Raw genomic sequence first — 24,728 nt, 5'->3', positions numbered from 1 at the left:
GCCCTACTCCTGAAATGCGTTTTTAAGCCAATTAAAATGCCATTGCCCCTGGGGGTCGGGTTGTGCCTCGATGACATCCATGCGGCAGGGGAGGTCGCTGCGCGGCTGCTTGGCGAGGTAGAGCTGCGCGGCGGCCAGAATGCGTTGTTGCTTGCTTCGGGTTACGGACTCTGCGGCCGAACCAAAGCGTGGGTTTTGCCGGCAGCGCACTTCGATAAATGCCAGCGTGCCGCCATCGCGGGCAATAATATCAATCTCTCCCAGTCGGCAGTGAAAATTTCGCGCCACCACCTCGCAGCCTTGCTGTTCAAGGTAGTGGGTGGCGTGCTGTTCGGCCTGTTTTCCACGCCGGCCTGATTGCCGACCTGCATCCCTGCGCCAGATCATCGCTATTCGCCAGCGTCGACATTTTCCGACATGGGAACGGTGATGGGTACACCATTTTGCATTTCTGCCAGGGACAGTTTGCGCTCAATTTGGCGCAGGTTGTTCAGGCGCAGCGTGCCGGTTTCGCCAAACAGCCGGCTGCTATCGGCGCTTTGGAGTTGGCCAAGTCGTAAATGCAGGCGGAAGCTGTCCACGCCGAGGGCGTACATACGCTGGTAATTGCTGCTTTGTGGCAGTTCGTTGGCGATGGCCCGATGGAGATTGCTGTCTTCGTTAAGAATCCAGGGGATATCGATAAAGTGCACGCCGTTCAGGTCCTGATCCTTGTCTGGGCTTTTTGTGCCCCGGTAGATATGGGACGTCGCGTAAACGGGGATGTCGCCGGCGTAGTGATAGGCGAGCAGTGGCTTGATCGCCCGCCCTTCATTGGGCCGGGCCACCAGGAAGATAAAGTCCACGTCGGTGCGCCGGTAGGGCTCAAACTGGGGGCGTTCGCCGATGATCTGCTGGAGCAGATTGCGACGCTTGATGCTGGCGTCGATCAGCAGGGCATCCTTGATTTTTTTCGAGTAGTTGTTGGCGCTGGCGTCAAAGTTGGTGCTGGCAACCACCAGTCCCCCTTGCTGTTGCCAGGCCTCGGAAAAGGCCTCAGCGACCTTGGTACCCCAACTCCCCTCGGGTGTGACAATCATGGCGCGTTTGTAGCCCTTTGCGGCAGCGATGCTGGCGATTTGCTGCGCTTCATCCTCTGGGTTTAAGCCAAACTGGAAGAGCCCATTAGGAAATCGCTGCCCCGGGACCCGGTTCAGGGCCAGCGTGGGCACTGGCATGGTGGCGCCTTGCTTGTCGATCAGCGCATCCAGGTCCTCCTTTTGCAGCGGCCCGATAACCATGCTGTTGCCTTCGTGCAGTGCTTGTTGGTACACCGCGTTAACGTCCCGGCTTTCGGTGTCGTATTGTTTCACCTGGGGAAGTGTGGCGCCTTGGCTGAGAGCGTCATAGTACGCAGCCAAAAAGCCGTCGCGAATGGCCTTGCCATAGGGGGCCAGTCGGCCGCTGACGGGCAGCAGCAGGGCGATTTTGTCGGGTCGTTCCACTACCAGTTGATCAAGTTTGCCAAGCCCGCCCGGCAGCGCGCCTTGGGCCGGATGGTTTGGCCAGCGGCGCAACCAGGCGTCCCGCTGGATGATCTGCTGATTGAGATTGCCCTGATAGTTCTTGGCCAGCGCAGCCAGCTCAAGCCAGCCAAGGTAGTCACGGTTGTCCGCCGTATCCATTTGGCTTGCCAGCTGCTTGTCGGGAATCTGCATCAAGGAGTCCCAGATTTGCGCGCGATTGTAGGTTTGCTGGCCGGGCGCCAGCAGCGGATCGATATAAATCCACTCCTGGGCGGCGCGAAGGTGGTCGCCTTCAATGGAGTACAGGCTCGCGCGCAGCTGACTGAACTGCAATTGGCGGGCGAGGGGGGCCTCGAGAATGCCTTCTTCAATAAGTGGATCTGATAATTGCTGCAGGGCTTCCTGGAACTGGGCGTGGCCCCTGAATACTCGCGCGCGGATCAGTGCCAAGCGCACCGCCTGGTCGGTTTCGAGCTCCGGCGCGACCAGCTCATGGACAATATCGTCTGCCCGATCCAGCTCGCCCTCGCGCAGTAGCACCTCGGCGGCTCTCAACAATAATTCGCTGGCCTCTTCTGGCGGCGCGAGTTCGGCGTCAGCAATCCATTGCTCTGCCATTTCGGCACTTGCGGTTGCGGCGTTGAATCCCAGCTCCGGTCGGTCGGTGATCAGTGGTGATGGCCGGCGAAAGACCTCCGATGTTGATGGCCGCGGTTGTTTCGGCGTATCAACGATTAACTTGGTGCGATCCGGGGAAGGGCTGGTAACTGGTCCGGCACAGGCCGCGAGGAGGCTGAGGCTGATAAGGCCTGCAAAAAGTCTTGTCTTCATTGATCCGCCGTTGTTAGTCTGCGCGGGCCGAATATAGTCAGAGGACCGCTGCTTTGGGTTCGTCCAGCCCCAGTCTTTATGTTGTTGCCACACCCATCGGGAACTTGGCCGATATGGTACCCCGAGCGACAGAGGTCCTACAATCAGTCTCGCTGGTGGCGGCGGAGGACACTCGCCGCACGCGTCAATTGCTCCAGCATTTTGGTATCTCCGTGAGGCTGCAGGCCTATCATGATCACAGCGGCGATGCCGAACTTGGTCAGATACTGGATGTGCTGCGTCGCGGGGAGAGCGTCGCCATGGTCTCGGATGCTGGCACGCCGCTGATCTCTGACCCGGGTTATCGTCTGGTAGACGCCGCGTTGGCCGAGTCCTTTCAAGTGGTGCCGATCCCGGGGCCCTGCGCAATGGTCGCTGCGCTGTCAGTGGCGGGGCTGCCCTCAGATCGCTTCATGTTTGAAGGGTTTCTCGCTGCAAAACCCCATGGTCGTCAGCAGCAGTTGCAGTTGCTCGCCAAAGAACCCCGCACGCTGATCTTTTATGAGGCCCCTCATCGACTGCAGGCCTGTCTAGAGGATATGGCACAGGTTTTCGGCCCTGACCGACGGGTCACTCTCGCCAGGGAACTGACCAAGCTGTTTGAGACGGTGCGGCGAATGACGCTGGTGGAGATGTGCGAGTTCGTGGCGGCCGACACCAATCAGCAGCGCGGTGAGTGTGTGCTGGTGGTAGAGGGGTGCCCGCCGCAAGCGCACAGCATGGACTCGGCCACCTTGCATGTATTGGATGTGCTTCGCGCAGAGCTACCGCTCAAGCAGGCGGCAGCGCTGGCAGCCCAGATTAGCGGTGAAAAGAAAAATGCGTTGTATAAATATGCGCTGGAAAATCCGCTTTAAGTCGCGGCTGGGCTTGCGCTAAAGAAAACTACTGGTTATTCTTACAGTTGAGTCGGCCAGACGACCGCGTGCAGCGCAAGCTGTGGGAGGAAAGTCCGGGCTCCATAGGGTAAAGCGCCAGGTAACGCCTGGGGGGCGAAAGCCTACGGAAAGTGCAACAGAAAGGAAACCGCCTAAGCAACGTTGTTGCCGGTAAGGTTGAAAAGGTGCGGTAAGAGCGCACCGCGTGACTGGCAACAGTTCACGGCGATGGTAAACCCCGCTCGGAGCAAGGCCAAATAGGAATCCGATACTGTGGCCCGCAGTGGATTCGGGTAGGCTGCTAGAGGTTTGCGGTGACGCAAGTCCCAGATGAATGGTCGTCCACGACAGAACCCGGCTTATCGGCCGACTCAATTTTCTTCTCTGTTCTTCCAATATCAATTTTCCCGCCTTGAACTTAAAGAATCACTTTAAGTGATTTTCGTATGCCTTTGTTTCGGCATATCTAACTGAATAAACCTCCCCCGTATTCCTCGCTGATGTCTGCAAGTTATTGTTGTTTTTGAGAAAAATCCCTGCAATTTGCCGCACGTTCGCCTTGACACCTCGCTGGGGCAGTTCCTATAGTGTCGTCTAGTGGATAAATGTGGGTATTAGTGGTTTTTTGCGGTTTAAATGACCTTCTGGGTGGGGAATCGTGTTTCTAGGCAGTCATGCAATCACAATGGATGCGAAGGGGCGTTTGGCTATTCCAGCCAAAATACGTGATGCCCTTGCGTCTCTGTGTGGCGGCCGTTTGGTGATCACCGCCCACACGGAAGAGCGTTGCCTGCTCGTCTATCCAGAGCCTCAATGGGCGGATTTGCTGCCAAAAATTGAGGCGCTGCCCAATATCAATCGCAAGGCCCGGATGGCTCAGCGCCTATTGCTGGGTTATGCCACGCCCTTAGAGATGGATGGCAATGGCCGCGTGCTGCTGCCGCCGACGCTGCGTGACTATGCCGGATTGGAGAAGAAGCTGCTGTTGGTTGGGCAGGGTAAAAAATTGGAGTTGTGGAGCGAATCCAGCTGGTTCGATTGGCTCAATACCGCCGGCGAAGATGACGACATGCCGGATGAAATGCTGACCTTGTCTCTCTGAGTGTGATCGGCCAATGAGCGAACATTTAACTGTGCTGAAGGCGCCAGCCGTTGAGGCGTTGCTCTGGGATCGCAGCGGTTTTTACGTTGACGGGACGTTTGGTCGTGGCGGCCACAGTCGCGCTATTCTGGCCGGCTTGGCCGACAAGGGCAGATTGCTGGGAATTGACAAGGATCCCCAGGCGATTGCCCAAGGGTTGGCGCTGATGGAAGAAGATTCGCGCTTTGCCATCGCCCAGGGGTCCTTTGCTGAGTTTTCGCGCCTGGTCGCAAGTTCACACCTGGAGCAGCCCGAGGGCTTGTCCGGGGTGTTGCTTGATCTCGGGGTGTCATCGCCCCAGTTGGATCAGGCCGAGCGCGGATTCAGTTTTTTGCGTGACGGCGCCCTCGATATGCGCATGGACACCACTTCCGGGCAAAGTGCTGCCCAGTGGTTGGCTGGGGCAAAGGCGGCAGAGATTGCCCAGGTGCTGAAGGAGTTCGGTGAGGAACGTTTCGCCAAGCGGATTGCCGGAGCGATTGTTAAAGCGCGGGAGGAGACGGAAATTGTGTCGACCCTGCAGTTGGCAAAAATTGTCAGTGAAGCCAATCCTGCCTGGGAAAAAAATAAGCACCCGGCGACACGCGCATTTCAAGCTATTCGGATTTTTATCAACAACGAATTAGGTGATCTGGAGCAGTTGCTCGATCAGGTTGTTGACGGTTTGGCCATTGGTGGTCGGCTGGTGGTGATCAGCTTTCACTCACTGGAGGACCGGCTGGTGAAACGGTTTATGCGCAAAGAGGCAAAGGGTGATCAGTTGCCCGCCTATTTGCCCGTGACCGAAGCGCAGCGAAATTGCCGCCTGCGGTTGGTCGGTAAAGCGATCAAGCCGGGGGATGACGAGATTGCGATCAACCCGCGGGCCCGCAGTGCAGTAATGCGGGTGGCGGAGCGGATTGCATGAGTGAGGGGAGAGCTCGTGCCCAGGCAGCAAAAGCCAGGGATGCGCAGGCGCTTCCGCCGTCGCCGTTGGGCGGGCTGCTGGTGCCGGTGATGCTGTTTTTGGTGTTGGCCTCCTGTATCGCGCTGGTTCAGACCTCCCATAAAGGTCGGCGAATGTTTAGCGAGCTGCAGGATTTGCGCCGCGAGGCAATGCAGTTGGAAGAAGAGTGGGGCCGGTTGTTGCTGGAGCAAAGTACGTGGGCTTCGCCTGATCGGGTCCAAAGTCTGGCAGAAAAAGATTTGGGAATGCAGGCGCCGGATATGCGCAAGGTAATTATGGTTAAGGGCTATGGCAAAGCAGACTAAAGCGCCAATATCACCCTGGCGTTTCCGCCTGGTGGCGGTGGCGCTGGCTGCCCTCGCCTTGGTTCTTGTCTGGCGGACGCTGACCCTGCAGGTGCTGGATGTCGACCGCGGGTATCGCTTCCTTCAGGGGCAGGGTAATGCCCGCACCAATCGCACCGAAGTGATTCCGGCCCACCGGGGCATGATTTCTGATCGCAACGGTGAACCGCTGGCGGTTAGCACGCCGGTGGCGTCAATTTGGGCAAACCCCCAGGAGCTCCTTCAAGCGCAGGGGCAGTGGAGTGTGCTGGCGCAGGCGCTGGGCATGAGCGTGGCCGAACTCAGTGCGCGCGTGAAGCGGTTTAGCGACAGTCAGTTTATGTACCTTCGTCGCCACTTGGCCCCCACTGAAGCCAAGGCGATCCTGGCGAAAAAAATTCCGGGGGTCTACTTGCAGCGCGAATACCGGCGCTTTTATCCGGCCGGTGAGGTGACCGCCCACATTCTCGGGTTTACCAATATTGACGACAAGGGCCAGGAGGGGCTGGAGCTGGCTTACGACGAGTGGCTTACCGGCCACCCGGGCAGAAAGCGGGTGCTCAAGGATCTCTACGGCAACATAATCCGGGAGATCGACGCCGGGGAGGCGGCCAAGCCGGGGAAAGAGCTCAAGTTGAGCATCGACCTTCGGCTTCAGTATCAGGCCTACAAGGAACTCAAGGCAGCACTCAAACGAACCGGCGCAAAAGCCGGTTCGGTGGTTATTGTCGATGGTCATACAGGCGAAGTGTTGGCCTTGGTTAACCAGCCCTCGTACAACCCAAACAATCGCAGCCAGATCAAACCGAGTGCCATGCGCAATCGCGCTGTGACCGATATGTTTGAACCCGGCTCGACCATGAAGCCGCTGACGCTGGTAGCGGCCCTGGAGAGTGGCAAGTACCAGCCGGATAGCCCGATCAATACCGCGCCCGGCTACATCAAGGTGGGTCCCAAGCTGCTAAAGGATCACCGCAATTATGGCGAGCTGACCGTTAGCGAGGTGCTGAAAAAATCGAGCCAGGTGGGCACCACCAAAATCGCGTTGTCGTTGGATGCTCAGGACGTCTGGGACGTGTTCAATCGTTTTGGTCTGGGTCGTTCAACCGGGTCGGGCTTTCCGGGGGAAAGTACGGGTGTGTTGCCCAATCACGGCAACTGGCGATCCATTGAGCGTGCGACCTTTGCTTTTGGATACGGTATGACCGTCACGCCCTTGCAGCTTGCCCAGGCCTATACCGTGTTTGCCAATCATGGTGTGTTTCAGCCGGTGTCCCTGTTGAAGCAGGAAGGGGAATTGGAAGGTCAGCAAGTGATCTCGGCAAAAGTTGCCCGTCAGTTGGTGGATATGATGGAGACCGTTACCCAGCCTGGTGGTACCGCCACTCGCGCGCGGGTGGATGCCTACCGGGTAGCAGGGAAAACCGGAACCTCCCACAAAGCTGAGGCCGGCGGGTACGCCGAGGACCGTTACTTCTCGATTTTTGCGGGATTGGCGCCAGCCAGTGTGCCCCGAGTAGTTGCCGTGGTCGCTATTGATGAGCCCCAGGGCGATTATTTTGGCGGCCTGGTCGCCGCGCCGGTGTTTTCAAAAGTGGTTGCCGATGCGCTACGGCTATTGAATGTGGCGCCGGACGATATTGAGCCGCCTGAGGCACCTCAAGTGGCTGGCAAGGGAGGTGCGGCGTGATGGCAATGGAACAGCAACCGTTTCCCAATGCGCCTCGCTTGCTGGGTGAGCTGTTGCCCAAGCTATCGCCAGAGGTGGCCGCAGTGCCTGTGGCAGGATTGTCCCTGGATAGTCGGCAGATCGGCCCAGGCGAGGTGTTTCTCGCAGTCAATGGCTATGTGAACGATGGTCGCGCCTATATCGAAAACGCCATCGCACGGGGTGCGGTGGCGGTGATTGCGGATGCACCGATCGAAAGTGATCGCTACTCCTTGCCGGTGGTCGAGGTTGAAAACCTTAATCTGAAACTCAGCGAAATCGCCGGGAATTTTTATCGCCATCCCTCGCGGGCGCTGCGCTTGATCGGTGTGACTGGCACAAACGGCAAGACCAGCTGCGCCTGGACCATTGCGCAACTGCTTGAGCAGCTCGCTGAGCCCTGCGGGCTGATCGGCACCCTGGGGAATGGCCGAATTGGCAATATGCGCACAGACAGTGTCAATACCACTCCCAACGCGGTCGTTATTCAATCGCTGCTGCGCGATTGGGTTGATGGGGGTGCCCGCTGGGCGGCAATGGAAGTTTCCTCCCACGGCATCGCCCAGTCTCGGGTGGCTGCTCTGGAGTTTGACGCGGCGATTTTCACCAACCTGAGTCAGGATCATCTGGACTTCCACGGCACGATGGAAGCCTATGGCGCAGAAAAGGCCAAGCTGTTTGACTGGCCAGGGCTGGCGTTGGCCGTCATCAATCGAGACGACTTTTTCGGTCGGAATTTGCTGGCCAAGTCACGGGCAAAGAGGGTGCTGGATTACAGTCTTAGCGACCCCAGGGCCGCCGTATTTGTGGATCAGATTCACTGCGATATCAATGGCAGCCGGGCGCGACTGAAAAGTGAGTTCGGCGAGGTGCAGCTGCAGTCCCAATTGCTGGGTAGCTTCAATCTGGCGAATCTGGTGGCCTCCTGCGCCGCGCTGCTGGGCATGGGAGTGGCGCCGGGTGATCTTGAGAATGCGGTGCCGAATCTGAGTCCGGTCCCCGGGCGAATGGAATGCCTCCGCGGCGCAAATAACCGCTTGTTCGTGGTGGATTACGCCCATACACCCGATGCCCTGGAAAAGGCCCTGTCGACGCTGCGGCCCCTCACCAGTGGCGCCCTGCACTGTGTGTTCGGTTGTGGCGGAGATCGGGACACCGGTAAGCGTGCTCTGATGGGAGAGGTTGCCAGCAGGTTGGCTGATGAGGTCATTGTGACCAGCGATAACCCACGCAGCGAAGCGCCGCAGGCGATCATTGACGACATATGCCGGGGGCTTAGCGGGGAGTATCGGATTGAAGTCAATCGGGCCAAGGCCATTGAACTGGCGGTTCGCCAGGCCGCGCCGGGTGATGTTGTGCTGGTCGCCGGTAAAGGTCATGAGAGTTACCAAGAGGTAGAAGGACGCCGCTACCCGTTTAGCGATATGGCCTGCTTGCAAGAGGCCCTGGCGACCCAGGAGGGCCAGTCGTGAATGCGCTGACACTCTCTAAGATTGCGGCCATCACGGGTGGACAACTTGTCGGTGCTGATGTGTCGGTATCTGCAGTGTGCACCGATACCCGTAAATTGCAGACCGGCGATCTGTTTGTTGCCCTGAAAGGCGAGCATTTCGATGGCAACACGTTTGTTGCCCAAGCGGCCGCCAGTGGCGCCGGCGCGGCCCTGGTGAATTCGCCGGTGGATAGTTTGCCTTGCGTTGTGGTGGCCGACAGTTATCGGGCGCTTGGCCTGGTTGCACGGGAGCATCGACGGCACTTCGCCGGGCCGGTAATGGCGATCACCGGCAGTAGCGGTAAGACCAGCACCAAAGAAATGTTGGCCAGCATTCTGCGCGAGTGCGGCGATACCTTTGCGACCAAGGGCAACTTGAATAATGAAGTCGGTGTGCCTCTGAGTTTGTTGTCGATGTCGACCCAAGAGCAGTTTGCGGTGATTGAAATGGGCGCGGCCAAGCGCGGTGATATCGCCTACCTCTGCGAGTTTGCCGAGCCCACCATTGCGCTGCTGACAAACGCGCAAGCGGCGCATATCCAAGGCTTTGGAAGCTTGCAGGGCGTGGCTGAGACCAAGGGCGAGATATTTCAGGCGCTGGGCGGAAAGGGGGTGGCAATCATCAATGCCGATGATCAATTTTCCTCCCTCTGGCAACAACTGGCGGGCGTCGCTGCGCAGGTTCGCTTTGGATTTAACCCCGCCACTGCCGATGTCTGGGCCGAGGATATTGTGCTCAGCCCCAACGGCGGTAGTGAGTTCCGGTTAGTCACCCCGGCTGGAAGCGCCGACGTTGTCCTCGCGTTGCCGGGCCGCCACATGATTGCCAATGCACTGGCGGCGGCCGCTGCAGCGCAAGCCGCGGGTGCTTCGCTGGCTCAAATTTCCGCTGGGCTGGGTTTGGTTCGTCCCTCGGATGGCCGCTTGAGTCGCCGTCAGGTAGGCGGCATTCAGATTATTGATGACAGCTACAACGCTAACCCAGGTTCAGTTCGCGCAGCGATTGATGTGCTGAGTGAGTGTGATGGTCGGCGGATACTGGTGTTGGGGGCAATGGCGGAGCTGGGCGATGAGGCCGAGCGCGGTCATCGAGAGGTCGCACAATATGCCGCCAGCAAGGGTATTGATGCCTTGTTTGTTACCGGTGAGTGGGCGCCGATGATGGCGGAAAAATTTGGCGCGAGTGCCAAGGCATTTGCCGACCGCGAAACACTGGCGTCGGCGCTGGTTCAATTTGTTGAGGGTGGAGATGCTGTGTTGATTAAAGGGTCCCGGAGTGCAGGGATGGAATTGGTGGTGAGCCGTCTGGCACAGCACCTTGACGGGAAGGGCTGCTGATATGTTGCTTTTGCTTGCCGAGTATTTGAGCCAATACATCAGCGGTTTCGCGGTTTTCCAGTACCTGACCTTTCGCGGCATCCTTGGGGTGCTTACCGCATTGGCGATTTCGCTGCTGGTCGGCCCTTACATGATTCGCCGTTTGAATTTCTATCAGATTGGCCAAGCGGTGCGTGACGACGGCCCTCAGTCCCACCTCAGTAAGTCCGGTACGCCGACCATGGGCGGTGCGCTGATATTGGTTGCGATTTTTACCAGCACCCTGCTGTGGGCGGATTTGCGCAACGCCTATGTGTGGACGGTGCTGATTGTCACCGCCATTTTTGGCGCGGTGGGCTGGGTAGATGACTATCGCAAGGTGATCCAGCGCAATTCTCGGGGGCTGCCCGCGCGCTGGAAGTACTTCTGGCAAAGTGTGGCCGGCTTGGGCGCGGCGATATTCCTGTATTGCATTGCCGACAGCCCAGTGGATACCCAGCTGTTTATCCCCTTCTTCAAAAACATCAGTTTGGAGATGGGCATTTTTTCAATCGTGGTTACGTATTTTGTGATTGTTGGTTCCAGCAATGCGGTGAACCTGACGGATGGCCTGGATGGCTTGGCAATTCTGCCGACAGTCATGGTGGGCAGTGCCCTGGGCCTGATTGCTTACCTGAGCGGCAATATCAAATTTGCCGATTATCTTCATATTGCCTATGTGGCCGGTGCCGGTGAATTGATTGTTATCTGCGGCGCCCTGGCGGGTGCGGGCTTGGGCTTTCTGTGGTTCAACACCTACCCGGCGCAAGTTTTCATGGGCGATGTGGGCGCGCTCGCTTTGGGTGCCACCCTGGGAACCATTGCGGTGATTACCCGGCATGAAATCGTCTTTTTCATTATGGGCGGTATTTTCGTGCTGGAAACGGTATCGGTCATTTTGCAGGTGGCGTCCTTCAAGTTAACCGGCCGACGCATCTTCCGGATGGCGCCCATACATCACCACTTTGAGCTCAAGGGCTGGCCGGAGCCCCGGGTGATCGTTCGATTCTGGATTATTACGGTGATGCTGGTCCTGCTGGGGCTGGCAACATTGAAACTGCGTTAGGAGACAGAGGTCCGTGGCATTGATTGCAACAGATAATGCGCGCTTGGTAGTCGGTCTGGGTCAGACCGGGCTATCTATCGCCCGTTATTTTGCGCGCTGCGGCCTGCCCTTCGCGATGGCGGATAATCGTCTGTCGCCGCCGGGGGCATCCTCTTTTGAGAAAGCGTTCCCCGAGGTGCAGGTGCATCTGGGGCCCTTTGATTCCGATTTGTTTTCCAGTGTGAGTGAGCTGGTCCTGAGCCCTGGCATCCCCCTGAGTGAGCCCGCGATTGTCGCCGCTCGGGAGGCGGGTGTGACGATCTCCGGTGATATCCACTACTTCAGCAAGGACGCCACTGCGCCGATTGTGGCGATCACCGGTTCTAACGGCAAAAGCACAGTCACGACGTTGGTGGGCGAGATGGCCAAGGACGCCAGCGTGGCGGTAGCCGTTGGCGGCAATTTGGGCACCCCGGCTCTCGACCTGCTTGATCCGGGTGTTGCGCTGTATGTGATGGAGCTGTCCTCCTTCCAGCTGGAGCGTTGCGATCACCTCGGTGCTGAGGTGGCCACGGTGCTGAATGTGTCGGAAGACCATCTCGACCATCACGGCAGTATGGTGGCCTACCACCAGGCAAAACACCGTATTTTCCGCGGCTGTCATAAAGTGGTGGTCAATCGGGATGAACCCTTGAGCTCTCCTCTGGTGCCCGACGAAGTCGAGCGCTGGGAGTATCGTTTGGGCCGCTCAGACTTCCGTTGTTTTGGCTTGTTGGAGCAGGACGGGCAAGAGTACATCGCCCTGGCCGGCAAGCCGTTGCTGGCGACTAACCAATTGTTAATTGCGGGTCGCCATAACTTGAGCAATGCCCTGGCAGCTTTGGCGTTGGGCAGTGCGGCGGGCTTGCCACTGGAGGCCATGCTGGCGACCCTCACCCGGTTTCGCGGCCTGGCCCATCGCTGCGAATTTGTGGCCGACATCGCCGGTGTGGGGTACTACAACGATTCCAAAGGCACCAATGTGGGCGCCTCAGAAGCCGCTATTCAGGGATTGGCTGGCGAAGGCAAGGTGGTTTTGATCGCTGGCGGCCTGGGTAAGGGAGCGAGTTTTAGCGCCCTGGGCGCCACGCTGGCGAAATACGGTCGCGGCGCGGTGTTGATTGGTGAGGCCGCCGACGATATCGACCGGGCGATTGCCGGTCGAGTAACGACTGCTCATGCTGCCACCATGGCTGAGGCGGTCAGAATGGCGGCCAAGATCAGTGCGCCAGGGGATCGAGTGCTCCTGTCTCCGGCCTGTGCCAGCTTCGACATGTTCGATGGCTACGAGCATCGCGGACGCATGTTTGTCGAGGCGGTGACGCAACTCAGCGAGGAGGGTGGCGATGAATAACCTTGCTGCTCACTCGCTGCAGGAAATTCGCAGTGTGGATCGCGTGCTGCAACTGCTGTTGGTGGCGCTATTGTTTGTTGGGTTTGTGGCGATGGTCTCGGCATCAGTTGAGCATGCCGCGGGTCGCTATGGGGACGCCTTCTTCTTTGCCAAGCGCTACTTCTTGCATTTCAGTATCGCCATTGGTGCTGGCCTGGTGATGTATCTGGTTCCCGTGGAAGTCTGGGAGCGCAGCAGCTGGCTGTGGTTGTTGATTGGCTTCGTTCTGTTGGCCTTGGTGCTGATTCCCGGTGTTGGCCGCGAAGTGAATGGCAGCCGTCGTTGGTTGGCCCTAGGGCCACTGACCTTGCAGGCCTCAGAGTTTGTGAAGTTATTTGTGATTTTCTATCTCGCCGGCTATCTGGTTCGTCGTCGTGACGAAGTGCAGCACCGCTGGTCTGGCTTTATCAAGCCAATGGCCGTGCTGTTTGCTGTGACTTTGTTGCTGATGCTGGAGCCGGATTTTGGGGCAACCGTGGTAACGGCGGGCTCTGCCTTTGTGATGATCTTTCTGGGCGGGGTGAAACTCGGTCAATTTATGCTGGTGATTTTGAGTTGTGCGGCCGGCGCAGTGGCAATGGTAATTTTCGAACCCTACCGGATGAAGCGTTTAACCGCTTTCACGGATCCCTGGGCTGATCAATTTAACTCCGGCTATCAGCTAACCCAGTCGCTGATCGCCTTTGGTCGGGGCGAGCTGACCGGGGTTGGCCTCGGCAATAGTGTGCAAAAACTGTTCTATTTGCCGGAGGCCCACACCGATTTTGTGTTTGCCATTTTTGCAGAAGAATTTGGCTTTCTCGGCAGCATGCTGATGGTGGGCCTGTTCGTGGGGCTGATTGCCCGCATTCTGCAAATTGGTCGCCACGCCGAAATGATCGGCCAGCTTTTTCATGCCTATGTGGCCTACGGCATTGCGGTGATGATCAGCGGCCAGGCCTTTATCAATATGGGGGTGAATATCGGTCTGCTACCAACAAAAGGGCTGACATTACCCTTTGTCAGCTATGGCGGCAGTAGTTTGATCGTGTGTATTGCCATGATGGGAATTGTCGCCCGCATTGAGCGTGAATGCAGGGGGAAGTATGGCCACTGAACGGCGAATTCTGATCATGGCGGGTGGCACCGGGGGTCACGTTTTTCCCGCATTGGCGGTGGCGAAAGAGCTGGCCGACCAAGGTGTGGACGTGCATTGGCTTGGAACTGATGCCGGAATTGAGGCGCGCCTGGTGCCGGAGGCTGGCTACCCCTTGCACAAACTCGATATGGCGGGTGTTCGTGGTAAAAACCCCCTGTTTCGCGTGCTCGCGTTGGCAAAGGCGGGGACGGCAGTGTTGTCGAGCATGGCCCTGATCCGCCGTCTCAAGCCTTTCTGTGTACTGGGCATGGGCGGCTACGCGTCTGGCCCAGGAGGCCTGGCGGCAAAACTGTTGGGTGTGCCGGTCTTGATCCAGGAACAAAATGCGGTGGCCGGTACAACCAATCGCCTGCTGGCCAAAATTGCCCGGGTATGCATGACCGGCTATCCCATTGCACTTGGTGGCAACAAAGCCTTGTATGTGGGCAATCCGGTACGCACGGTGATTGCCGACTTGCCCGCACCTGCTGCGCGTTGGCAGGTGCGTGATGGCGCGCTTCGTGTACTGGTGCTGGGCGGTAGCCTGGGCGCCAAGCCGATTAATGATGTGGTCATCGGCTGCTGGCAAGGCCTTGCTGAAGCACAACGTCCCGAGTTGTGGCACCAGACTGGCAAACTCCACGAGCAGCAGGTGCAAGAGGCCTACGCCAAGGCCGGAGTGAAGGCCAAAGCTGAGGCTTTTATTGGCGATATGGCAGCCGCCTACGCCTGGGCCGATGTGGTGTTGTGCCGCGCGGGAGCGCTGACTGTCGCCGAACTTGCTGCTGCGGGTGTGCCGGCGGTGCTGGTGCCCTTGCCCCACGCCATTGACGACCACCAGCGGGCCAATGCCGCCTGGTTTGCCGAAGGCGGTGGTGGCGATATTGTCGATCAATCCCAATTTACCGTGGCCTGGCTGAGTGATTACCTGCTCAACCTGGGTGGCGATCGCAGTCAATTGCTCGGTCGCGCCGAGGCCGCTCGCCGTCTGGCCAAACCGGAAGCAGCGTCGGTGGCCGCGGCCCAGTGTCTGGAGTTTGCTCATGGCTGATAAGCGTTCCTTTGTCGTGCCAGAAATGCGTCGAGTAAAGCGCATTCACTTCGTGGGTATTGGTGGTGCCGGGATGTGCGGTATTGCAGAGGTGTTGTTGAATCTGGGGTATCGCATCAGCGGCTCGGATTTGAAAGCGGGGCCGACGACGGCGCGCCTGCAGCAGTTGGGTGCCCGGATCGCCATCGGCCACAGCGGCGACAACATTGCCGATAGCGATGTGGTCGTGACGTCATCGGCAGTGAAAGACAGCAACCCTGAGGTTGAGGCGGCGCGCGCCAAGCGGGTGCCCATTGTCCGTCGTGCCGAAATGCTGGCTGAGCTGATGCGTTATCGCCATGGCATTGCGGTGGCGGGTACCCACGGCAAAACCACAACCACCAGCCTGATTACCTCGATTTTTGCCGAGGCTGGGCTAGACCCAACCTTTGTGATTGGTGGATTGGTGAACAGTGCGGGCACCAATGCCGCGCTCGGCGAGAGTCGCTATCTGGTTGCTGAGGCCGACGAAAGTGACGCGTCCTTCTTGCATTTGCAGCCCATGGTGTCGGTGGTGACCAACATCGAGGCGGACCACATGGCCACCTACAACGGCGATTTCTCCCAGTTGAAGCGCACGTTTATTGAATTTCTGCATAACCTGCCTTTCTACGGCGTGGCGGTGGTGTGCATTGATGACCCGGTAGTGCGGGAAATTCACGCGGATATTGGGCGTCAGACGCTGACCTATGGCTTTAGTGACGACGCAGATTTTCGTATCGAAAATCTGGTTAAACAGGGTCTGCAAAGCACCTTTGATGTGCGCCGACCCGACGGCAGTGTGCTGTCGTTATGTATTCACCAGCCTGGTGTGCACAACGTGCTCAATGCCACCGCGGCAGTGGCGGTAGCCACCGATGAAGGCTTGGAAGATGACGCCATTGCGAGGGGCATTGCCAATTTCCAGGGAGTGGGGCGCCGCTTCCAGCGCTATGGCGAATTAGCCCTGGCCGATGGCACGTTTATGTTGGTGGACGATTATGGCCACCACCCCACCGAAGTGGCCGCAACCATTGCTGCGTGTCGGCAGGCGTGGCCGGATCGGCGGGTGGTCATGCTGTATCAGCCCCACCGCTACAGCAGAACCAAAGACCTCTATGAAGACTTTGTGCGGGTGTTAGGCACAGTCGATAAGCTCTTGTTACTCGATGTGTATTCCGCCGGTGAGGATGCGATCCCCGGTGCAGACAGCCGCAGCCTGTGCCGCAGCATTCGACTGCAAGGCGGTATGGAGCCGGTGTTTATCGAGAGCATCGAGTCGGCTGAGCGGGCGTTGAAAAATGTATTGCAACCGGGCGACGTACTGATGACCCAGGGCGCTGGAAACATAGGTGCCCTGGCCCAACAGTTAGCGACCTACGAGTGGAGCAAAGAGCATGACTGATGTGGGCGCGGTGAGCCGGGCCATCGGCGGGAAAGTGGCAGTGCTGCTGGGGGGGAAATCCTCAGAGCGGGAGATCTCACTGAGAAGCGGCGCCGCAGTGATGGAGGCCTTCGGTCGGCTGGGTATTGAAGCTCTGGCAGTAGACGTCGCTCAAGTGGATTGGGCTGAGCAAATTGCCGAGTTCTCTCACGTGTTTATTGCCTTGCATGGCCCCGGCGGCGAAGACGGCACGGTACAGGGCGCGCTGGAGTGCATGGGTATTCGCTACACCGGCAGCGGAGTGATGGCCTCGGCCCTGGCGATGGACAAGTTGCGCTGCAAATTATTGTGGAAAGGGGCTGGGCTGCCCAGTGCACAGTTTGTGGAGCTGCGTGCTGACAGCAATTGGCAGGGCATTATTGATGAGCTGGGTCAGGTCATTGTCAAACCCGCCTGCGAGGGTTCCAGTATCGGCATGGCCCGGGCGAAGGATGCGGCCCAGCTTGAAGCCGCGTGGCGTCAGGCCAGTGCGTATGGCCGGGTATTTGTCGAGCAATGGATTAGTGGCGGCGAGTACACCGTGGCGGTGCTGAGTGGCAAACCCTTGCCGCCGATCAAGCTGGAGACCGACGCTGAATTTTATGATTTCAACGCCAAGTACTTGTCCAACGATACCCGGTACTTATGTCCCTGCGGCTTGAGCGATGCCCTGGTAGCGGAGTTGCAGCAACTCGCGCTGGACGCCTTTGACAGCTTGGGCTGTCGTGGCTGGGGGCGTGTTGATGTGATGCAAGATCAGTCCGGTGCCTTTTACCTGCTGGAGGTGAATACCGTGCCGGGAATGACGGATCACAGCCTGGTGCCAATGGCCGCTCGTCAAGCGGGTATGAGCTTTGATGAGCTAGTGCTGGCAATTCTGGCGGATTGCGCGATGGGAGCTGACTAGGCATGAGCGCCAAGCAGAACCGCTTTAAATCCTCCAAGCCGCGGGCCGAACGTCGCCCCTGGCCGTGGGGACGGGTTCTGAGCCGCTTGGTGTTGGTGCTGGTGGTGGTTGGCTTTCTTTATGGCGTAGAGCGCCTGGGTAGCCAGTTGGATGCAATACCGGTAGAGCGGGTGGTGTTTGCCGGTGACCTCCGCCATGTGAGCCGGGAGGTGTTGGTTGAGCGCGTCACCCGGCATCTGGCGGTGGGTTATATCGGCCTGGATTTGGAGGCCATCCAGCAAGAGCTGGAAGAGGAGGCCTGGGTGTACCGGGCAGAAGTCGAGCGGCTGTGGCCGCGAGAATTGAAAATCACCATCGTCGAAGAAACCCCGATTGCGATTTGGGGTGATGGCGGACTCCTCAACCACCGCGGCAAGATTTTTGTGCCGCTGAAAGGCCAGCGGGTAAACGCTGAGCTGCCGGTGCTAGAGGGCCCTGAAGGCAGTGCGATTGAGATCATGCGTCAGTACCGGCTGATGAGCCAGTTACTGGGTGATGAGCGTTTGCAGCTGGTGCGCTTGGAGATGAGTGCCAGGGGAAGCTGGCGGGCGACGCTGAACGGCGGCGCCGAATTGGTGATGGGGCGACAGGAGCCTCTGGAAAAATTGCGCCGTTTCTTGTGGGTTTACCGCAAGGAGCTGGCAAAGGATTTTGAGCGGGTGAAACGTGTGGATACCCGCTATGTCAACGGCCTCGCAGTGGCGTGGCGGGAACAACAGGCAAGCAAAAATGGTTAACACAACACAATGCCAGATGTATCGGCAGGCACTGAGGGAGAAACGCAATGCCTAACGCTAACTCGGGCAGAATGATCGTGGGACTGGATATCGGCACCTCCAAGGTGGTCGCGATCGTTGGCTCGGTCAACGATGAGGGCAAGCTGGATGTGGTGGGCATTGGCTCTCATCCGTCCCGTGGCCTGAAAAAGGGAGTGGTGGTCAATATCGAATCCACGGTCCACTCCATTCAGCGGGCGGTGGAGGAGGCCGAGTTGATGGCCGGCTGCGAAATCCACAGCGTGTATGTGGGGATCGCCGGTAATCACATTCGCAGCCTCAATTCCCACGGTATTGTCGCCATCCGCGACCGGGAAGTGTTCCAGCTCGATCTGGACCGGGTGATTGATGCCGCGCAGGCGGTGGCGATTCCGGCGGACCAGAAAGTGCTGCACATCCTGCCCCAGGAATTTGTGATTGATGACCAGGAGGGTATCAAGGAGCCGCTGGGAATGTCCGGTGTGCGTCTGGAGGCCAAGGTGCATCTGGTGACCTGCGCCGTGAATGCCGTGCAGAACATTGAAAAGTGTATTCGCCGCTGCGGTCTGGAAGTCGAAGACGTGATTCTGGAGCAATTGGCGTCGAGCTACTCGGTGCTGACCGACGACGAAAAAGAGCTGGGTGTGTGCATGGTTGATATCGGTGGCGGCACTACCGATATCGCGATCTTCACCGATGGCGCCATTCGCCACACCGGGGTGATTCCTATCGCCGGCGACCAGGTGACCAATGACATTGCCATGGCCCTGCGCACTCCAACCCAGTACGCCGAAGAAATCAAAATCAAATACGCCTGCGCCCTGACCCAGCTCGCCGGCGAGGGGGAAACCATCAAGGTACCCAGTGTTGGTGAGCGGGCGCCCCGGGAGCTGTCGCGGCAGTCGCTGGCTGAGGTGGTGGAGCCCCGTTACGACGAGCTGTTCACCCTGGTGCAAGCCGAGCTGCGCCGCAGTGGCTACGAAGACCTGTGTGCGGCCGGCATCGTGCTGACGGGCGGCACCTCAAAGATGGAAGGGGTGGTTGAGCTGGCCGAGGAGATTTTCCACATGCCGGTGCGCATTGGCGTACCCCAGGATGTGCGGGGGTTGACCGATATCGTGCGCAATCCGATTTATTCCACCAGCGTGGGGCTGCTGCAGTACGGCATGAAGCACCAGGCTGAGCATCAGGGACGCGGTGGCCGCGTCAAACGGGACGGATTTTTGTCCCGACTGAAGCAATGGGTACAAAACAATTTTTAAGTCTTTTTAACGATGTAGAGCCGGTCCCGTGTGGCCACGGGGCTGAAAATGCAAAAAGGGAGAGAAACCATGTTTGAACTAGTTGATAACGTTCCACAAAATGCAGTGATAAAAGTCGTTGGTGTTGGCGGTGGTGGCGGCAATGCCGTGAAACACATGATTGCCTGCGATGTTGAAGGTGTGGATTTCATCTGCGCCAACACCGATGCCCAAGCACTGACCGACGTGATGTCAAAAACCGTGTTGCAGCTGGGCACGTGCATTACCAAGGGGCTGGGTGCCGGTGCCAACCCCGAGGTGGGTCGTCAGGCCGCCATTGAGGATCGCGATCGCATCGCTGAAGCACTCGAAGGTGCTGATATGGTGTTCATCACCGCCGGCATGGGTGGTGGTACAGGCACCGGCGGCGCGCCGGTAGTGGCCGAAGTTGCCAAAGAGCTGGGCATTTTGACCGTGGCGGTGGTCACCAAGCCTTTCCCCTTCGAGGGCAAAAAGCGCATGGCCATTGCCGAGCAGGGCATGCGGGAGCTGCGCCAGCATGTAGATTCGCTGATCACCATCCCCAACGAGAAATTGCTGCCCGTTTTGGGCAAGGGTACTAGCCTGCTGGATGCCTTCAAAGCCGCCAACGACGTGCTTTTGGGCGCCGTTCAGGGTATCGCGGATCTGATCATTCGCCCCGGTATGATCAACGTCGACTTTGCCGACGTGCGTACCGTGATGTCTGAGATGGGTATGGCCATGATGGGCAGCGGTGTGGCCACTGGCGAGAACCGTGCTCGGGAGGCCGCAGAGGCCGCGATTCGCAGCCCGCTGCTGGAGGATGTGAACTTGCAGGGCGCCCGGGGCATTTTGGTTAATATTACCGCGGGTTTGGACCTTTCCCTAGGCGAGTTCAGTGAAGTGGGGGATACTATCGAGGAATTCGCATCTGAGAATGCAACGGTAGTAGTGGGTACGGTAATTGATCCCGAGATGAGCAACGAGCTCCGGGTGACTGTCGTAGCCACCGGCCTCGACGGCATCGGCCAGGAAGCGCCCCTGAAAGTGGTGGAAACCAAGGTTGTCGAGCCCCGCGGTACGGATTATCGCAAACTGGATCGCCCCACTGTTATGCGCAACCAACAGGCAGCGGTGGCCCGGGAGGCTGCTCCGGCACTGGAAGATCGGGATATGGAATACTTGGATATCCCCGCTTTCCTGCGTCGCCAAGCGGACTAGTTCAACCGGGTTTGGCAGTAGTTTGCGGCGGCGCGCCATGACAATGGCGCGCTAGGGTACGCTGCCCTCGCAATTTGATGCAGGCCCGATGACGGCGACTTGGCGCCCAGTAACGTAGAGTGAACGACATGATTAAACAGCGAACCTTGCGCAATACCATCCGGGCAACCGGCATTGGTTTGCACACCGGCGAAAAGGTCTACCTGACCTTGAAGCCTGCACCGGTCGATACGGGCGTGGTTTTCCGCCGCACCGATTTGAGCCCGGTTGTGGAGATTAAGGCTCACGCTGAAAATGTCGGAGACACTACCCTGTCCACAACGCTGGTCAACGGCGATGTGCGGGTATCTACCGTGGAGCACCTGTTGTCCGCCATGGCGGGTCTGGGCATTGATAATGCCTACGTAGAACTGAGTTCGTCAGAAGTGCCGATTATGGATGGCAGTGCCGGCCCCTTCGTGTTTCTGATTCAGTCTGCGGGTATTGAAGAGCAGAGCGCGCCGAAGAAATTCATTCGTATTAAAAAGCCGGTGACGGTGAAAGACGGTGACAAAGTAGCTAGCTTCCTCCCTTTTGATGGCTTCAAAGTCTCCTTCACCATCGATTTTGATCACCCTGTGTTCAAAGATCGCACCGGCCACGCCGAGCTGGATTTCTCCAGTACCTCCTTTGTGAAAGAGGTAAGCCGGGCGCGCACCTTTGGTTTCATGCATGAGATCGAATACCTGCGCTCCAAAGGGCTGGCCCAGGGTGGTAGCGTCGACAACGCCATTGTTGTTGATGAATACCGCATTCTCAACGAGGATGGCCTGCGATACGAAGACGAGTTTGTTAAGCACAAGGTGCTTGATGCCATTGGTGACCTCTACCTGCTGGGTACCAGTCTGGTGGGTGAGTTCCGGGCGTTCAAGTCTGGCCACGGCTTGAACAACGCCTCGCTGCGCAAACTGATCAAAGAAACCGACGCCTGGGAGTGGGTGACCTTTGAAGACCCCGCCGAAGCGCCGATTTCTTACATGGCCGCTGCTGCCAGCGCCTGATTTACCTCTCTTTCCTGCCCGGTGGCGGCGGTTGCCGGGCATGGTAATCTCTCCTTATCTATGCGATATTGCGGCTCGGATTTGCCCCTGTGGCGCGGCTGTCAAACACCGAGTTTTGCCCGGTTGATCGGTCGGCTTCCTGTGCATGAACGGGAAGGGTCAAACCCAAATTGCCCTGTCCGCCAGCCCGATACCCCGCGGGTGTCCTGAATTGGCAAGAGTCTGTTGCACCTCCGGTTTGCCAGTAACGGCGTCGCGATGCAGCGCATCGGGCGGGCTCAGAGTTAGTGCGCTTTGTCATGATGATGGCAACAGCCGAGACAATTCCTCGAATTGTTTTTCTGTTTCGCTATTGTCAGTGGTTGATTAAGGCCCAATATAGACTGGGCGGTAGTGCGGCGCTTGCCGGTTACCGTGTATCGAATCGAACCCTCACAAGAAGCAACGACGAAATACAATGATATCAGCAGTTTTCAAGAAGATTGTCGGCAGCAAAAACGACCGTGAACTCAAGCGCATGCGCAAAACGGTTGCCCTGATTAACCAGCTTGAAGAAGGTCTGTCCGGACTGAGCGATGCTGAGCTTCAGGGTAAAACCGCCGAGTTCAAACAGCGCCTGGCCGACGGCGAAACACTGGACCAGATTCTCCCTGAAGCCTTTGCCGTGGCTCGCGAAGCGGGCCGCCGGGTGATGGGCATGCGCCACTTCGACGTGCAGCTGATTGGCGGTATCTCGCTGCATGAAGGCACCATTGCCGAGATGCGTACCGGTGAAGGGAAAACCCTGGTGGCGACCCTGGCGGTGTACTTGAACGCCCTGGCCGACAAAGGCGTTTTTGTGGTGACGGTGAACGACTACCTCGCCCACCGGGACGCCAACTGGATGCGTCCGCTGTATGAGTTCTTGGGACTGTCGGTGGGTGTGATTCGCTCTGGTCAAGACAGCGCAGAAAAGCGCGCGGCTTATCGGGCCGATATTACCTATGGCACCAACAACGAATTCGGCTTTGATTACCTGCGGGATAACATGGCTTTTGCCATTGAAGACCGCTATCAGCGCGAGCTCAATTTCGCGATCATCGATGAGGTGGACTCGATCCTCATCGATGAAGCGCGCACCCCGCTGATTATCTCTGGTCCGGCAGAAGACAGCTCGGCCCTGTATCGGCAGATTAATCGTTTTATTCCCACCTTAAAGCCAGTTGTTGAGACCGGCGATGCCGGTGACGATGGCGAAGAGGCAGAAGGCCACTACACCGTTGACGAAAAGTTGCGTCAGGTTGAATTGAATGAGGCCGGTCACCAGCTGGTAGAAGAGTGGCTCACCAAGGAGGGCTTGCTGGAAGAAGGGGATTCGCTGTATTCCGCCAGTAACCTGAGCCTGCTCCATCATGTGAATTCCGCGCTGCGGGCCCACGTGCTGTTCCACAACAATATTGAATACATTGTGCAGAACGATCAGGTGATTTTGATCGACGAGCACACCGGGCGGACCATGCCGGGCCGTCGGCTGTCTGAGGGCCTTCATCAAGCCATCGAAGCCAAAGAAGGGGTGACCGTCCAGGCGGAAAGCCAGACGTATGCCTCCACCACCTTCCAGAACTATTTCCGCTTGTTCAACAAGCTGGCGGGCATGACCGGTACCGCCGACACCGAGGCCTTTGAGTTCAGGCAAATTTACGGCCTTGATGTGGTGGTGATTCCGACCAACAAGCCCAGTGCACGGCGCGATCTGAATGACCTGGTGTATCTGACCAAAGAAGAGAAGTACGACGCCATTGTTAAAGATGTCTGTGACATTGTGGCTACCGGGGCGCCGGTACTGGTGGGAACCGCGTCAATTGAGACTTCCGAGGAAATGTCCCAGCGCTTCAAGGCGGCGGGTGTGGCGCACAAAGTGTTGAACGCCAAATACCACGAGCAGGAAGCGGAAATTATCGCTCAGGCCGGTCGGCCGGGGGTGATTACCATTGCCACCAACATGGCGGGTCGCGGTACCGATATTGTCTTGGGCGGCAATGTGGATGTCGAAATCGCCAGTCTGGAAAATCCCTCTGAGGAGGTGGTGAACGAGTTGCGCGAAAGTTGGAAGATCCGCCACGAAAAAGTGATTCAGGCTGGCGGTCTGCACATTATCGGCACCGAGCGGCACGAGTCGCGGCGTATCGATAATCAGCTGCGCGGCCGTGCGGGTCGTCAAGGTGACCCCGGTGTGTCTCGCTTCTACCTGTCTCTCGAAGACAGCCTGATGCGGATTTTTGCCTCCGATCGGGTACGCGGCATTATGCAGGCCCTGGGCCTGGAAAAAGGCGAGGCGATTGAGCATCGAATGGTGTCCAACGCCATTGAAAAAGCCCAGCGCAAAGTGGAAGGCCGCAACTTCGATATCCGCAAACAGTTGCTGGAATACGATGACGTGGCCAACGACCAGCGGCAGATTATTTACCAGCAGCGCAACGAGCTGCTGGAAGCAGAAGACATCAGCGAAATGCTGGATGTGATTCGCCGGGATGTGATTGGCGACGTGGTGAGTGAATACATTCCGCCACAAAGTTTGGAAGAACAGTGGGATATTCCCGGGCTGGAGCGCCGAATCGAGGCGGAATTCACCGTCAACCTGCCGATTCAGCAGTGGCTGGATGAAGATAACTCGCTGCACGAAGACAACCTCGCCGAGCGTATTGTGGCCGAAGTCGAGCAGGCCTACCGGGACAAGTGCGAGCGGGTCGGCGCCGACATGCGCAAGATTGAGCGGCACATCATGCTGCAGGTGCTCGATACCTTGTGGAAGGAGCATCTCTCCACCATGGATCACCTGCGCCACGGCATTCATTTGCGCGCCTTTGCGCAAAAGAACCCCAAGCAGGAATACAAACGCGAGGCCTTTGCGCTGTTCCAGCAAATGCTCGAGAACCTTAAGCACGAAGTGATTCGCTTCCTTTCCCACCTGCAGTTGCAGGAAGACGAAAATGCGGCAGAGTTGCAGCGTCAGCGCCGTGAGGAAGAAGCCAAGCGGGCGATGAACTTTCAGCACGCAGAGAGTTCAGCCATTGCTGAAGAAGAACCGGAGAACGCCGAGCCGACAGCTGCAGCAACGCCTGAAACCTACGTCAGAGACGGTCGCAAAGTGGGGCGCAATGAGCCCTGCCCCTGCGGTTCGGGCAAAAAATACAAGCAGTGTCACGGCAGTTTAAGCTAA

At 58.0% G+C, this 24,728-nt stretch carries 20 protein-coding genes and 1 other RNA gene; 19 read left to right on the top strand and 2 right to left on the bottom strand.

Annotation, left to right across the window (positions count from 1 at the left end; all coding sequences use genetic code 11):
* Window positions 1-3 precede the first annotated feature (3 nt).
* Entirely contained in the window at window positions 4-387 is a 384-nt protein-coding gene (locus NCG89_RS05790; RefSeq protein ID WP_251088816.1) for a YraN family protein, read from the bottom strand.
* 2 nt (window positions 388-389) lie between these two features.
* Complete coding sequence (locus NCG89_RS05785; RefSeq protein WP_251088815.1) at window positions 390-2,336, bottom strand: penicillin-binding protein activator; 1,947 nt, start codon at window positions 2,334-2,336, stop codon at window positions 390-392.
* A 113-nt stretch (window positions 2,337-2,449) separates the two neighbouring features.
* Between NCG89_RS05785 and rsmI the strand changes: the two genes are divergently transcribed.
* The 19 genes from rsmI to secA all read left to right on the top strand — a co-directional run bounded on the left by rsmI (window position 2,450) and on the right by secA (window position 24,728).
* On the top strand, window positions 2,450-3,232 hold the full coding sequence (gene rsmI, locus NCG89_RS05780; RefSeq protein WP_251089348.1) for a 16S rRNA (cytidine(1402)-2'-O)-methyltransferase: 783 nt from the start codon (window positions 2,450-2,452) through the stop codon (window positions 3,230-3,232).
* Window positions 3,233-3,280: 48 nt separating this feature from the next.
* Window positions 3,281-3,631, top strand: an RNA gene (gene rnpB / locus NCG89_RS05775) — RNase P RNA component class A.
* Window positions 3,632-3,911: 280 nt separating this feature from the next.
* Window positions 3,912-4,355 carry a division/cell wall cluster transcriptional repressor MraZ gene (gene mraZ / locus NCG89_RS05770; protein WP_251088814.1) on the top strand — a complete coding sequence of 148 codons (444 nt, stop codon included), beginning with the start codon at window positions 3,912-3,914 and terminating at the stop codon, window positions 4,353-4,355.
* Window positions 4,356-4,368: 13 nt separating this feature from the next.
* The gene (rsmH, locus tag NCG89_RS05765; protein ID WP_251088813.1) at window positions 4,369-5,301 is read left to right on the top strand and encodes a 16S rRNA (cytosine(1402)-N(4))-methyltransferase RsmH; all 933 of its coding nucleotides are present in this window, start codon (window positions 4,369-4,371) and stop codon (window positions 5,299-5,301) included.
* Window positions 5,298-5,645 carry a cell division protein FtsL gene (gene ftsL, locus NCG89_RS05760; protein ID WP_251088812.1) on the top strand — a complete coding sequence of 116 codons (348 nt, stop codon included), beginning with the start codon at window positions 5,298-5,300 and terminating at the stop codon, window positions 5,643-5,645. Before rsmH ends, ftsL begins: the two co-directional genes overlap by 4 nt.
* The gene (locus NCG89_RS05755) at window positions 5,629-7,353 is read left to right on the top strand and encodes a peptidoglycan D,D-transpeptidase FtsI family protein (protein WP_251088811.1); all 1,725 of its coding nucleotides are present in this window, start codon (window positions 5,629-5,631) and stop codon (window positions 7,351-7,353) included. Before ftsL ends, NCG89_RS05755 begins: the two co-directional genes overlap by 17 nt.
* Window positions 7,354-7,358: 5 nt before the next feature.
* Entirely contained in the window at window positions 7,359-8,843 is a 1,485-nt protein-coding gene (locus NCG89_RS05750; RefSeq protein ID WP_251088810.1) for a UDP-N-acetylmuramoyl-L-alanyl-D-glutamate--2,6-diaminopimelate ligase, read from the top strand.
* Window positions 8,840-10,201, top strand: a complete 1,362-nt coding sequence (locus NCG89_RS05745; protein ID WP_251088809.1) for a UDP-N-acetylmuramoyl-tripeptide--D-alanyl-D-alanine ligase — start codon at window positions 8,840-8,842, stop codon at window positions 10,199-10,201. Before NCG89_RS05750 ends, NCG89_RS05745 begins: the two co-directional genes overlap by 4 nt.
* A 1-nt stretch (window position 10,202) precedes the next feature.
* Window positions 10,203-11,285: a phospho-N-acetylmuramoyl-pentapeptide-transferase gene (gene mraY / locus NCG89_RS05740; protein WP_251088808.1), complete on the top strand. Its 1,083-nt coding sequence runs from the start codon at window positions 10,203-10,205 to the stop codon at window positions 11,283-11,285.
* Window positions 11,286-11,298: 13 nt separating this feature from the next.
* Window positions 11,299-12,657 carry a UDP-N-acetylmuramoyl-L-alanine--D-glutamate ligase gene (murD, locus tag NCG89_RS05735; RefSeq protein WP_251088807.1) on the top strand — a complete coding sequence of 453 codons (1,359 nt, stop codon included), beginning with the start codon at window positions 11,299-11,301 and terminating at the stop codon, window positions 12,655-12,657.
* On the top strand, window positions 12,650-13,792 hold the full coding sequence (ftsW, locus tag NCG89_RS05730) for a putative lipid II flippase FtsW (protein ID WP_251088806.1): 1,143 nt from the start codon (window positions 12,650-12,652) through the stop codon (window positions 13,790-13,792). Before murD ends, ftsW begins: the two co-directional genes overlap by 8 nt.
* Complete coding sequence (gene murG, locus NCG89_RS05725; protein WP_251088805.1) at window positions 13,782-14,864, top strand: undecaprenyldiphospho-muramoylpentapeptide beta-N-acetylglucosaminyltransferase; 1,083 nt, start codon at window positions 13,782-13,784, stop codon at window positions 14,862-14,864. The genes ftsW and murG overlap by 11 nt, the downstream gene beginning before the upstream one ends.
* Window positions 14,857-16,287, top strand: a complete 1,431-nt coding sequence (gene murC / locus NCG89_RS05720; RefSeq protein WP_251088804.1) for a UDP-N-acetylmuramate--L-alanine ligase — start codon at window positions 14,857-14,859, stop codon at window positions 16,285-16,287. The genes murG and murC overlap by 8 nt, the downstream gene beginning before the upstream one ends.
* Window positions 16,280-17,212: a D-alanine--D-alanine ligase gene (locus NCG89_RS05715; RefSeq protein ID WP_285236396.1), complete on the top strand. Its 933-nt coding sequence runs from the start codon at window positions 16,280-16,282 to the stop codon at window positions 17,210-17,212. Before murC ends, NCG89_RS05715 begins: the two co-directional genes overlap by 8 nt.
* 2 nt (window positions 17,213-17,214) lie before the next feature.
* Complete coding sequence (locus NCG89_RS05710; RefSeq protein ID WP_251088803.1) at window positions 17,215-17,988, top strand: cell division protein FtsQ/DivIB; 774 nt, start codon at window positions 17,215-17,217, stop codon at window positions 17,986-17,988.
* 47 nt (window positions 17,989-18,035) lie between these two features.
* The gene (gene ftsA / locus NCG89_RS05705) at window positions 18,036-19,268 is read left to right on the top strand and encodes a cell division protein FtsA (RefSeq protein ID WP_251088802.1); all 1,233 of its coding nucleotides are present in this window, start codon (window positions 18,036-18,038) and stop codon (window positions 19,266-19,268) included.
* Window positions 19,269-19,337: 69 nt separating this feature from the next.
* Window positions 19,338-20,489: a cell division protein FtsZ gene (gene ftsZ, locus NCG89_RS05700; RefSeq protein WP_251088801.1), complete on the top strand. Its 1,152-nt coding sequence runs from the start codon at window positions 19,338-19,340 to the stop codon at window positions 20,487-20,489.
* 128 nt (window positions 20,490-20,617) lie between these two features.
* Window positions 20,618-21,529 carry a UDP-3-O-acyl-N-acetylglucosamine deacetylase gene (gene lpxC / locus NCG89_RS05695; RefSeq protein ID WP_251088800.1) on the top strand — a complete coding sequence of 304 codons (912 nt, stop codon included), beginning with the start codon at window positions 20,618-20,620 and terminating at the stop codon, window positions 21,527-21,529.
* Between the two features lie 457 nt (window positions 21,530-21,986).
* Window positions 21,987-24,728, top strand: a complete 2,742-nt coding sequence (gene secA, locus NCG89_RS05690) for a preprotein translocase subunit SecA (protein ID WP_251088799.1) — start codon at window positions 21,987-21,989, stop codon at window positions 24,726-24,728.

This window comes from Spongiibacter taiwanensis (assembly GCF_023702635.1).
Lineage (GTDB): Bacteria > Pseudomonadota > Gammaproteobacteria > Pseudomonadales > Spongiibacteraceae > Spongiibacter > Spongiibacter taiwanensis.
Note: the sequence above shows the minus strand (reverse complement) of the source record. Positions and strands in the feature narration are given on the sequence as shown.